Genomic DNA, 12,077 nt, shown 5'->3' with positions numbered 1-12,077 from the left:
GACAACAAACACCCTATCCTGAAGAATTCGCATGGCCGAAAAACATAATACTCTCTCTTTGACGCAGGAACTGGCGCAGCTCGACGAAAAGCTCGTTTCCCTTCTCATGACCCGGACCAACCTTTTGTCCAGGGCGGCGTCGACACGACGTTCGAAAAACCTGGGCATCACCGACCCCAATCAGGAAAAAGTTCTGTGGCAGGTCTGGCGGGACGCGTCCAAGGCGGACAATCTGGAACCCCAGATCCTCAAAAAAATCTTTCACCTCTCGAACAACCTGTCCTATGCCAGGGTCGAACGGAACTCTTCTAATGAAAAGCCATTGTGCCTCTTCCCCAGGCGCAAGCCGGTGGAAATAGACCTCGAGGCTCCCCGGGATCAGATCCTGCGCAGCATGATGTTCTTCCTTGGCGCCACCAACTCCTCGCCGCTGACCATCGCGCCATTCCAGGGAAACGATCTCTCCCTGGAATTGATCAACGCCCTGAACCTCTGCGGATTCAACCTCGCTTTCCAGAACCGGCAATGCGAAGCCCATCCCGTCGAGTCCTGGTCGATGGACAACAAGATCATTTATGCCGGGCAGAGCAAATTCCATTTCTATCTTTTGCTGTGCCTTGCCCTCGGACAGGTCACTCGGGCCAAATTCACCGGCTCCACGAAACTCAAAATCCATGACGTCCGGCCCGTACAGGACATTCTGCCTCAACTCGGCGCCCGTCTGACGGTCGTGGAACCGCACAGCTATGGGTTGCCCGTCAGAGTCGAGAGCAGCGGGCAACTCCCAGAGACCATCTCCATCCCCAAGGGCGTGTCCAAAAAATTCGTGCTTGCGCTTGTGGTCGCGGCCACCACGTACAAGGCGGGTCTTTCGATCCAGCTCCATGAATCGTTTTCAAACAGCAAACTGCTGCGCAAAGGAATCGGATTCCTGCAGGAGCATATCCCGGAACTGCAATTTGAGGGTCTGAGCATCATCGTCCCGCCTGCGCCCATCAGCCTTGACCTTTCGGCGGTGGATATTCCCGTGGATCCGCTCATGAGCCTGCACCTGCTGGTTCTTCCGTTCTTTACCGACGGCAAGGTGGTCCTGCATGGCAAATGGCCCCAGCACGCGCCGCACCTCCATGACATTATGGATATCCTGCATGAGTTCGGATTGCGGGTCAGCTTCCACGGCGGCGAGATAACGTCCGTCATGGGCAACAGACCCCAGAAACTATCCATAGACATCACCTCCTGCCAGGAATACCTGCCGTTGGTGCTGGCCATGTCCATGGGCCTGCGCGGTCAATGCGCCATCACCCTGGACACCACGAGCGAGGATGTCGAATTCGCCCAGGACCTGCTCGAAAATCTGGGCGCGGGATATGCCATTGAACCCGGGCTGTTGCAGCTCGGCCTGTCCAACGCCAAGAAAGTCAGCGAATCGCCCTGGCAAAGTCCGGGCCCGTACTGGACCCTGGCCGGATCGCTCATATCCTTCACGCATCCAGGAGTCTGCATGACCAATGCGGACAACATTTCCTCGGCCTGGCCCTGGTTCTGGAAGATTTTCATGAATCTTCCAAGTCCTCAAAACTTCATTAATTCAGCACGAATAGAAGAGCAGGTAGACGAAAATCACGATGACAAGCCAAAACGTAAACGAATCCGAATCACAACAGATTAAGACCATCGAAAAGGAAATCGCCAGGTTCAAAGCTGAACAGGACGAAGCTCAGGCCAAGGTCAAAGAATTGCTGCTTCAAGAAGACCCTGCGCGCGGCATAACCTTTCACGAGGACATTTTCCGGCTGCAGCAGGACAAACTGCGCCTGGACACTGAAATTCAGATTCTGCGGGTCAAGCTCAGGCGGCTTGCATCCACGTGGTAAGCCCGACAAATAGAGGCTCCCAGCTTCGGCTGGGGGCCTTTTTTCAAAGATATGCAACGGCAAAATTGAAGGAGCGCGCATGAACCAGAACCTCACCCAGAAGATCATCGCGGCGCACCTCGTTGAAGGCGATATGCAGCCCGGAAACGAAGTGGCCATCAAGATAGACCAGACCCTGACCCAGGACGCCACCGGCACTATGGCCTACCTGCAGTGGGAAGCCATCGGCCTGCCACGGGTCAAGACAGAGCTGTCCGTCAGCTATGTCGATCACAACACCCTGCAGATGGGCTTCCGCAATCCTGACGACCACCGCTATCTGCGCAGCGTGGCCGCCAAATACGGCATTGTTTTCTCCCCTCCCGGCACGGGCATCTGCCACCAGCTGCATCTGGAAAATTTCGCGGTTCCGGGCAAGACCCTGATCGGCTCGGATTCGCACACGCCCACTGCCGGCGGCATCGGCAGCCTGTCCATGGGCGCGGGCGGCCTCTCCGTGGCGCTGGCCATGGCCGGAGAGCCCTACACCATCACCATGCCCAGGGTCTTCAAGATCCGCCTCGAAGGGCAGCTGACCGGTTATGCCTCGGCCAAGGACGTCATCCTGCACCTTTTGGGCATCCTGACCGTCAAGGGCGGCGTGGGAGCGGTCATGGAATACTGCGGCCCCGGCGTGGCCACCTTGAGCGTGCCGGAGCGCGCCACCATCACCAACATGGGCGCGGAGCTGGGCGCCACGGCGTCCATCTTCCCCAGCGACGACCAGACCCGGGCCTTTCTTGCGCTCATGGGCCGGGAAAGCGATTTCACCCCCTTGGCCGCCGACGAAGGCGCGGCATATGACCGGGAAATCGTCATCGACCTGAGCGCGCTTGTTCCCCTGGCGGCCCGGCCGCACATGCCCGACAGGGTCGTCCCCGTGGCGGAACTCGACGGAATGAACGTCGACCAGGTGGCCATTGGCTCCTGCACCAACTCCTCGTACTCCGACCTGCAGAGCGTGGCCCAGATTCTGAGCGGCGAGCATATCGCCCCGAACACGGACCTGCTCCTGTCACCGGGATCCAAGCAGGTGCTCAAAATGCTCATGAGCGAAGGGCTGCTCGACCTCATCCTCGACGCGGGCGGACGGCTCATGGAGTGCTCCTGCGGTCCGTGCATCGGCATGGGCGGCTCTCCGTCCAGCGGCGGCGTCAGCGCCCGGACCTTCAACCGCAACTTCGAGGGCCGCAGCGGCACCCAGGACGGACAGATCTATCTTGTCAGCCCCATCACCGCGGCATTCAGCGCCCTGAACGGCAAGTTCACCAACCCGTCGACCTGGACCAAAAGCGTTTCCAAGCCGTCGCTACCGGCCACGGCGCCGTCCATCCGCCATCTCTTCGCCTTCCCGCCCGAGGATGGAAGCGACGTCGAAATCCTGCGCGGACCCAACATCGTTGCCCTGTCGCCCTTTGACAGGCTGCCGGAAGTCCTGGAACTGCCGGTGCTGATCAAGGTCGGAGACAACATCACCACCGACCACATCATGCCCGCCGGCGCGGCCATCACCGCCCTGCGCTCCAACATCCCGGCCATCAGCAGGCATGTGTTCGAGCGCGTGGACAAAGATTTCGTGACCCGGGCCGAAAAAGCGGGACAGGGGCTCATCCTTGGCGGCGAGAATTACGGACAAGGCTCCAGCCGTGAACATGCTGCCCTGGCCCCACGTCATCTGGGCGTGCGCGTGGTTCTGACCAAGTCCTTTGCCCGCATTCACAAGGCGAACCTGATCAATTTCGGCATCCTTCCGCTGATGCTTGCCAACGAGGCGGACTATGACACGCTGGCCCAGGGCGATGTCCTGCGCCTCGAACTTGGCGCTCTTGAACCCGGAGCGGCGCTTTGCGCCACCACATCCGAGGGCAGACAGCTCACGCTGACCCATGATTTGACGGGTAATGAAATAGCCATTATCAAGGCTGGCGGCTTGCTCAATTACGTCAACGACAGGCAAAAATAAAAGCCCCTCGGGGCAGCTCCCATTATTTTTAACTTCAGACTCTTTGTCGGAGATTCCATGCTTGATATCCTGCGCCAGGGCGCCCAAAGTTGGGGAATAAAAATCCTCTTCGGCATCATCATTGCCGTTTTTGTTTTGGCCTTTGGCATGAATCGCGTGCAAAACGATCAGACCACCGTCGTCGCCACAGTCAACGACTCCCCCATTCTCTTTCGCCCGTTCCAGGAACGCCTGCAGCGCAGCCTCGAACTCGCACGTAGCCAGAACCCCAACCTGACCGCTGAGATTCTGGCCCAGATGGGATTCAAGAGACAGATCCTCGAACAGATGGTCATCGAAGAGTTGATGATGCAGCAGGCCGCCAAACTCGGCCTGACCGTTTCCAAGGAAGAGCTGGCCAAGGAGATTCATCTCATCCCCGCCTTCCAGAACGAAAGCAACGTCTTTGACCCGGCCTCGTACCAGAACGTGCTGCGTGCCAACAACCTCACGCCCGGCAAATTCGAATCCGAGTACATGCGCGGCATGGTCATGGACAAGCTGCGGACCTACGTCGGTCTTCCCGGCCGCCTCGGAGAGGATCAGGCCCGCGACTTCTACACATACGGCCGCAGCACTGCGACCATTTCGTATCTGATGTACCCGTGGGAAAACTATCAGAATCAGGTCAACGCCACGGACGCGCGGATCAATGAGTATTACGAGGCGCGCAAGGCCAACTATGCCGTGCCTGCCAGGGCCAAGATCGACTATCTGCTGCTCACTCCCGCGACTCTGGCCGACCCTGCCGCCGTTTCCCCCGAGGAAACCGAAAAGTACTACGCCGAGCAAAAGGAACAGTTCAAGATCGAAGAACAGGTCAAGGCCAGCCACCTTCTTGTGCGCGTTGACGAAAACGCCGATGAAGAAAGCGTGGAAAAGGCCATGCAGACCATAAAAGCCGCCCAGAAAGACCTGGCTGCCGGCAAATCCTTTGCGGAAGTGGCCGCGCAATACACCGAGGACCCCTCCGGCACACAGACCGGCGGAGAGCTGGGCTGGTTTGGCCGGGGCCGGATGGTGAAACCCTTCGAAGACGCGGCCTTTGCCCTGGAAAAGGGCGCTGTCAGCGAACCGGTCCGCACCCAGTTCGGCTTCCACCTGATCACCGTGGAAGACACCAAGAGCGCAGGCTATGAGAATTACGAGTCTGTCGCGAGCGACATCGCGAATATCATCGCCGAGGATCGCGCGGCGGAGATCCTGCAGGATCGTCTTGATCAGGCACTGGAAATGGTACTCGTCGGCGAGCCTCTCGATGCCGTGGTCAAAGCCATTGGCCTGAAGCTTGAGATCCGGGAATCGGACTACTTCACCAAGAATCAAGGCCCGAGGGATCTGCCCGGACTTTCTCCGGAAAATGCCCAGGTTCTCTTCGACCTGCCCCAGGACATCACGACGCAATCTCCGCTGCCCATTGCCGACGGATACCTGCTCGCCACCAAGCGTGAACAGGTTGCCGAAAGCGTGAAGCCGCTGGAAGCGGTCAAGGCGGAAATCGTCGCGGCCATCACCCGCGACGAAGCCTTGAAGGTGGCCAAGGCCGCCGCAGACAAGGATCTGGAGCTGTTGCTCAAGGGAGAAACCCTGACAGGCGCCACCGTAAAAGAGACCGAACCCTTCGGACGGCAAGGCACCATAAACGGCCTGGGCATGAACCAGTTGCTGGCCACCAAGGCCTTTGAGACCAAGTCCGGTGCATGGCTGCCCGAAGCCTACGCCTTTCCCGAAGGCTACGTTCTGGCCAAGGCCATACAGGTTACCCCGCCGGCCGACGAAGACTGGGCCGCGGAAAAAGAGTTATGGCTGACTTCCCTTAACGAAAGGGCCGAAGAGCAGACCATGCAGGCCTTTGTCGCGGATCTACGCGCCAAAGCCGATGTACGCATCACCAACCCTGCACTGCTCGAAAACTAACGCTTTCGACGCTCCATACAAATGGCAAAGCCCGTCTCGATTGAGGCGGGCTTTTTTCATGGGGAGTCAAAGGGATGGGGCTTAGATGGTTATCCACTCCACTTCCGGGTCCTGCCCGCGATGCAAGTGAAGCCGGGCCATGCCGCCTTCTCCTGACCTCGGCCAAAACAGGGAGCCAGGGTTAAAAAGCCGAACCCCTCCGGATGACAGCCGCCAGTCACGAACATGCGTGTGGCCGTAGCAGACAATGTCCGCTCCCTGGAATCGGCTGGCAATCTCGTCACCTACCCGGGAACGCGGACCCCATCCGTGACCCATGCCCAAACGAAACCCTTCCAGCTCCAGTTCACGCAGGACGGGCAGACTGCCGCTCAGGGAAAGCGGGTCGCAGTTGCCTTGCACGGAGTAAAACCGTGGATGGGAATTGAGAAAGGACCAGGTTTCCTCGCTCACGCAGTCTCCGCAGTGCAGAAGCACGTCGGCGTCACGGCAATAACGCTCAAAAATAGCCGCCAGAAGGGTATCCGGTTGATCCATATGCGTATCGGACATGACCGCGACAATCATGAGGCCCCCTTGCGCGCCAATGGTTGGATGACGAATTCGCACTCGATCCACAGGGCCTCTCCGGGCCCGGCAGCATTGCCGTACGTGGACTTGAGCGTGGACAGAAAAGAGAGCAGAAAAGCCTGGAAATCGTGGTCGCCGGAAACGCGGTTGACCACAAACTCGCCGATTCTGCCGTCTTCCAGAATGCTCAGGCTGACCAGCGCATAGCCGGTGCTGTCGGGAGACATGCCTTCCCACAAAGACCGGATGGCGCCCTGTACGGCCCGCGCGCGCGTCAAATCCGCTTCGCGGCGCGGCTTTGAGACGCGCTGGCGCGTGTCGGGACGCGCCTGCACATCCACGGAGATATGCAAAGGCGCCGAGTCCAGCCGGGCAACGCTCTGGGCGTGCTGCTCCCGAAAAATTCGTTCGCGGTACATATTGATGGTTTCGAGGTTGAGCTCAAGGACGCTTGGAAGTCCGTAGAGAGGCCCGAAGATGATAAACCAGACTGGAATCACATGCAGGCACAGCGCCAGAAAAAAACTGAACACTGCTCTCCCAAGACGGGATCTGCTTGCTTCTTGCGCTGACATGATCCGCTAGGGGCGGGGCTTGCCGTTCCCCTTGCGCCACCAGGACTCGTCCGGCCGCACAAACCACCAATCCGACTGATCCGTGGTCTGTATGGCGCGGGCAAGTTCCAGGGCCGGGTCCGTTTTGAGTCGCAAAACCGCATGGTCAAGCCATTTGGAGGCATAGGGGTTGCCCAGATCCAGCTCTTCCTTCAGGTTGGCGATGAAATCGAGTTGATCCGCATCCTGGGCGAGCCTGGATTCAAGAGTCACGCCGGCCTCCAGCTCGTGCCAGAGTTCAAGCGCATCCTGCCGCAGGCCCGTGCCCTCCAGGGCGTGCGTGATGGCCAGGACCGGGTTGCTCGTATTGTAGATGCGGTTGACGTAGTTGAAATCGCCGATGCGGGCCTCGTGCACGTCATGGAAAAGGCACAGGAAAACCGTCCTGGCCACATCCGCGCCGCTTTTCCGCGCCAGCATATAGCCGATCATGGCCGTGCGGAAAGAGTGCTCGGCCACGTTTTCTGCTCCCGAACCCAAAAATTGGTATCCGGTGCGTGGGGTCTTACGCAACATTCCAAGTTCAAAAACAAAATCGGCCAGACGTTTCCAGGTTTGCTCCACCACGGGCTTGGCTTCAGGTTCGATATTCAGCATTGATCTTGATGTACTCCTCGGTAAAATCGGAGGCCATGAGCGTAAGCTCGGCTTCTCCGGCGCAAAGCTCCAGGTCGATATCCACGACGTCCCGGCGCAGGGCCGAGGCCAAAAGGCTGTCCCAATCCGCCTTGACCGGGGTGCCCTGACGGAAAATGGTCATGCCCGCGATGCGCACGACCACATCGTCGGGTTCAAAAGCTGCTCCGCTCCGTCCCAGGGCGGCCACGATCCGGCCCCAGTTGGGGTCGCGGCCGTACAGGGCGGTCTTGACCAGCGGAGAATTGCCCACTGCCCGCGCGGCAAGCTGCGCATCGCTCATGCTGGCCGCACCGCGAACATTGATGCGCATGACCTTGGTCCCGCCCTCGGCGTCCTGCACGATCATGTAGGCCAGATCCTGGCAAATTTCGAGCAGCGCCTCCTCCAGAAGGTCCAGATCCGCGCCCAGCGCCCTGACTGCGGTGCCGTTGGCCAACGCCAGAACGCAATCATTGGTGCTGGTGTCGCCGTCAACGGTGATGGCGTTGAAGCTCTTGTCCACGCAGCGGACCAGGGCCTGCTGCCACCACTCGTGCTCCACGCCGGCATCGCAGAGGATAAAACCGAGCATCGTGGCCATGTTCGGGCAGATCATGCCCGCGCCCTTGCAAAACCCGGCCAAACGGACCGTGCCGGAGGATAGCGTGACCTCCCGCGCGGCGAGCTTGGGGAACGTGTCCGTGGTCATGATCGCGCGGGCCATATCCACCAGCCCCATCCGCCCAAGATTCTCGCGCAGGGCGGGGACCGCCTTTTCCCACAGCTCCATCTTGAGCTGATCGCCGATAACGCCTGTGGAAGCGGGCAGAATCGCGGACGCTTCGAGGCCGAGGGCGGACAGCAGCTCAAGGGTGGCCCGGCAGTTGGCAATGCCTTCCTGACCGGTGCAGGCGTTGGCCTGGCCGGAATTGACGACAATGGCGCGGATGCCCGAGGAACCTTTTTCAAGGATGTCCCTGGCCACAAGAACCGGCGCGGCCTGAAAGCGATTGGTGGTGAAGACTCCGGCGGCTACAGCCGGGACCGTGCTGACCACCAGCCCAAGATCCGAACGCCCCGGCCGTTTGAAACCGCACTGCGCGGTGGAAAATTGGAAACCAGAAGGGATGGTCATGGTGACTCCAGATATGAAAAATTCCGTCCCAAACATGCGGAACCGCGATTCCTGACAGGGGAGAAAATCTTTGTCAAACAGGCAACGAGCTGTCGCGCTCGAAATAGTCGTCGGCCAATTGGCAGCAATTGGGCGCGCCACCGGCCAGCCCGGCCAGAGTGATGGTGTCCAGTTCGCGCAGCATGGCGTCCGTGGCCCGCTGCCAGGCCGCACGGGTTGGGCAGACAGCCGTCCTTTCGCACAGCTCCGGCGCGCTCAAACAGGCCGAAAGCTCCACCGAGCCTTCCATGATGCGCACGATGTCGCCCAGGGTGATGTTCTCCGGTGAACGGCCCAGCTGATGTCCTCCTGCTGCGCCGCGCTTGCTCGTGACCATCCCGGCATGCTTCAGGGGCTTGATGATTTGTTCGATGAACGGCACGGTGATTCCCGTGCGCTCGGAAATGTCGTTCACGCGATGGGGCACTCCCTCGTTGTGCAGGGCCAGGTCAAGCAGGATCCGGGACGCATATCTGGATTTCGCGGAAAGCTTCATAATAATCTCGAATGATTGAAATTTTATTTTAAATCGACTGTAACTCACTCATGCGTCAAACAACTCCATCAATTCCTGCTCACAAAAAACACCGCATATTCCGATTCGAGCGGCACGGTTTCATGTCCTCTACATGGTCAAAGGCCGCACCGCAATATTGCGCCCGTCAGGCAGCGGGAGTACCTAGGCATAAAACATGAAACACCTGCAAAACATCCCTCTCAAAAACTACAGCACCTTCCGCATCGGAGGCGTGGCAAAAGACATTTTTTTCCCCGGGACCCCGCACGAGCTGGTTGAAATCGTTTGCCGGCATCGCGCCGACAACGTTCCCTTCTGGATTCACGGCGGCGGCGCCAACACTCTTTTCCCGGACAGCGAGATCCTTATGCCCATCATCTCCACCAGCGAGATGACGGCCTGCGTCCGCAATGGCGGCACCGTGCACGCACAGGCCGGAAAGATCATGGACGCCTGGGTCCTGGAATGCCTGCGCGAAGGGCTGGGGGGAATCGAATGCCTCTCGGGCATTCCCGGAACCCTCGGCGGGGCGCTGTTCATGAACGCAGGGGCCTACGGCCATGAAATCTCGGACCACCTTGTCAGCGTCACCGTCCTGACCCGGGATGGGCGCGTGATCGACATTCCCAAACAGGAATGCGGGTTCGGCTACCGTCAGGCCTCGGCCCTGCGCGAAGCGGTCGTGCTGGCCGGGACATGGAGCCTGCCGCAATCCGATCCTAAGCCCCTCCTCGCCAAGCGCAAGGAAATACTGGCCAGGCGCAAGGAAAAGCAACCGCTTGAATTCCCGTCCGCCGGCAGCGTCTTCAAGCGCCCTGAAGGCGCCTACGCATCCCAACTCATCGACCAGGCCGGTCTCAAGGGCCTGCGCGTGGGCGGCGCGCAGGTGTCGGAAAAACACGCCGGATTCATTGTCAACGTCGACAACGCCACCTGCCGGGACGTGCTCGAACTGGTGGAGATTTGCCGCAAAACCGTGCGCGAGCGCTTCGGTTACGAACTCGAACTCGAACAGTGCCTCTGTCCCTTCTGCCCCGATCACAAATAAGCCAGGAGAGTCCCATGCCCAAGGCCGTGCAGTCCGACATCGCCATCGCCCAGAAAGCCACGATGCATCACATCCGCGACATCGCGGCAATGCTCGGCCTCGGGGACGACCAGCTTGAACCCTATGGCAAGTACAAGGCCAAGCTCCCGCTTTCCCTGGCCGAAAAAGATCAGTGCAAATACGGCAAGCTCATCCTGGTTTCGGCCATCACTCCGACCCCGGCAGGCGAAGGCAAGACCACCGTGTCCATTGGCCTCAATGACGGACTGAACCGCATCGGCAAAAAGTCCATGGTCGTGCTGCGCGAGCCGTCGCTCGGCCCGGTCTTCGGCATCAAGGGCGGCGCCACCGGCGGCGGCTATTCGCAACTCCTGCCCATGGAGGACATCAACCTCCACTTCACCGGCGACTTCGCGGCCATCGAAAAAGCAAACAATCTGCTGGCCGCCCTCATCGACAACAACCTGCAGAGCAAGAGCCGCTCACTCAACCTCGACGGCAGGACCGTGGCCTGGAAGCGCGTCATGGACATGAACGACCGTTCGCTCAGGCGCCTGGTCTGCGGCCTTGGCGGTCTGGCGCACGGCGTGCCCCGGGAGACGGGCTTCGACATCACGGCGGCGTCCGAGATCATGGCCATTCTCTGTCTGGCTGACGACCTGCCGGACTTGAAGCGCCGTCTGGGGGATATCTTTCTTGGATTCACCTTTAGCCGCGAACCCATCCACGCCCGGGACCTGAACGCCCAGGGGGCCATGGCCGCGCTGCTCAAGGAAGCCGTCAAACCCAACCTGATCCAGTCCCTGGAAGGCAACCCGGCGATCATGCACGGCGGCCCCTTCGCCAACATCGCCCAAGGCACCAACACGGTCATCGCCACCCGCACGGGGCTTTGCCTGGCCGATTATGTGGTCACAGAAGCGGGTTTCGGCTTTGACCTCGGCGGGGAGAAATTTCTGGACATCAAATGCCAATCCGCCGGATTCGATCCCTGCGCGGTGGTCCTGGTGGCCACGGTGCGGGCGCTCAAATACCATGGCGGCGTCGAACTTGCGCATCTGGCAGTGCCCAATACCAAGGCCCTCAGCCGAGGGCTGGAGAATCTCACCAAACAGATCGAGAACGTGCGACTCTTCCATCTAACCCCCATCGTGGCCATCAACCGTTTCGCCACGGACACGGACGAAGAGCATCAGGTCATCCTCGACCACTGTCAGTTCATGGGAGTGCAGGCGGCGGTCATGGAAGCGTGGGAAAAAGGAGGAGAAGGGGCCGAGGAGCTGGCCGAACTGGTCGCGGCCACGGCCGACCAGTGCACCGCGCATTACAAACCTCTGTACGACTGGAACCAGAGCGTGCGCGAAAAAATCGAGATCATCGCCACCCGCGTCTATGGAGCCGCCTCGGTGGAATATGCTCCCGGAGCGCTGAAAGATCTGGAAAAGATCAAGCAGCTGGGCCTTGAGGGATTACCCGTGTGCATCGCCAAGACGCAAAGCTCCCTCTCGGATCAGCCGGGGTTGCGCGGCCGCCCGCGCGACTTCGTAGCCACCGTGCGCGAGGTCGAAATCGCCTCTGGAGCGGGATTCCTGGTGCCCATCACCGGCAACATGATGCGCATGCCCGGCCTGCCGGAAGTTCCCTCGGCGGAAAAGATCGACATCGACGAAAAGGGCGTGATCAGCGGGCTGTTCTAAGCCG

At 59.9% G+C, this 12,077-nt stretch carries 11 protein-coding genes; 5 read left to right on the top strand and 6 right to left on the bottom strand.

Translation table 11 applies throughout. From position 1 onward, the window contains the following. Nucleotides 1–31: 31 nt before the first annotated feature. Nucleotides 32–1,672, top strand: a complete 1,641-nt coding sequence (locus DBAC_RS15985; protein WP_015775359.1) for a carboxyvinyltransferase — start codon at nucleotides 32–34, stop codon at nucleotides 1,670–1,672. On the opposite strand, the gene DBAC_RS19420 is transcribed toward DBAC_RS15985, so the two are convergent. Next, on the bottom strand, nucleotides 1,659–1,958 hold the full coding sequence (locus DBAC_RS19420) for a hypothetical protein (RefSeq protein WP_167320948.1): 300 nt from the start codon (nucleotides 1,956–1,958) through the stop codon (nucleotides 1,659–1,661). The genes DBAC_RS15985 and DBAC_RS19420 overlap by 14 nt on opposite strands. Here DBAC_RS19420 and DBAC_RS15975 point away from each other — a divergent pair. Further along, nucleotides 1,957–3,879, top strand: a complete 1,923-nt coding sequence (locus DBAC_RS15975) for an aconitate hydratase (protein ID WP_015775357.1) — start codon at nucleotides 1,957–1,959, stop codon at nucleotides 3,877–3,879. The genes DBAC_RS19420 and DBAC_RS15975 overlap by 2 nt on opposite strands. Before the next feature lie 57 nt (nucleotides 3,880–3,936). Further along, the gene (locus tag DBAC_RS15970; protein ID WP_015775356.1) at nucleotides 3,937–5,835 is read left to right on the top strand and encodes a peptidylprolyl isomerase; all 1,899 of its coding nucleotides are present in this window, start codon (nucleotides 3,937–3,939) and stop codon (nucleotides 5,833–5,835) included. Between the two features lie 81 nt (nucleotides 5,836–5,916). On the opposite strand, the gene DBAC_RS15965 is transcribed toward DBAC_RS15970, so the two are convergent. From DBAC_RS15965 to DBAC_RS15945, 5 genes are all read right to left on the bottom strand, one after another. After that, the gene (locus DBAC_RS15965) at nucleotides 5,917–6,402 is read right to left on the bottom strand and encodes a metallophosphoesterase family protein (protein WP_015775355.1); all 486 of its coding nucleotides are present in this window, start codon (nucleotides 6,400–6,402) and stop codon (nucleotides 5,917–5,919) included. Continuing rightward, nucleotides 6,399–6,938, bottom strand: a complete 540-nt coding sequence (locus tag DBAC_RS15960; protein ID WP_015775354.1) for a hypothetical protein — start codon at nucleotides 6,936–6,938, stop codon at nucleotides 6,399–6,401. The genes DBAC_RS15965 and DBAC_RS15960 overlap by 4 nt, the downstream gene beginning before the upstream one ends. Nucleotides 6,939–6,986: 48 nt before the next feature. After that, entirely contained in the window at nucleotides 6,987–7,616 is a 630-nt protein-coding gene (locus DBAC_RS15955) for an HD domain-containing protein (RefSeq protein WP_015775353.1), read from the bottom strand. Beyond that, nucleotides 7,597–8,772: a bifunctional glutamate N-acetyltransferase/amino-acid acetyltransferase ArgJ gene (gene argJ / locus DBAC_RS15950; protein WP_015775352.1), complete on the bottom strand. Its 1,176-nt coding sequence runs from the start codon at nucleotides 8,770–8,772 to the stop codon at nucleotides 7,597–7,599. Before argJ ends, DBAC_RS15955 begins: the two co-directional genes overlap by 20 nt. 73 nt (nucleotides 8,773–8,845) lie before the next feature. Continuing rightward, nucleotides 8,846–9,307: an RrF2 family transcriptional regulator gene (locus DBAC_RS15945; RefSeq protein WP_015775351.1), complete on the bottom strand. Its 462-nt coding sequence runs from the start codon at nucleotides 9,305–9,307 to the stop codon at nucleotides 8,846–8,848. A 196-nt stretch (nucleotides 9,308–9,503) separates the two neighbouring features. On the opposite strand from DBAC_RS15945, the gene murB reads away from it, so the two are divergent. After that, a complete protein-coding gene (gene murB / locus DBAC_RS15940) occupies nucleotides 9,504–10,376 on the top strand; it encodes a UDP-N-acetylmuramate dehydrogenase (protein ID WP_015775350.1) in 873 nt (290 codons plus the stop codon). Nucleotides 10,377–10,390: 14 nt separating this feature from the next. After that, a complete protein-coding gene (locus tag DBAC_RS15935) occupies nucleotides 10,391–12,073 on the top strand; it encodes a formate--tetrahydrofolate ligase (RefSeq protein ID WP_015775349.1) in 1,683 nt (560 codons plus the stop codon). Nucleotides 12,074–12,077 lie beyond the last annotated feature (4 nt).

Source organism: Desulfomicrobium baculatum DSM 4028, from assembly GCF_000023225.1.
Lineage (GTDB): Bacteria > Desulfobacterota > Desulfovibrionia > Desulfovibrionales > Desulfomicrobiaceae > Desulfomicrobium > Desulfomicrobium baculatum.
This window is presented reverse-complemented; position numbering and strand designations above follow the sequence as displayed.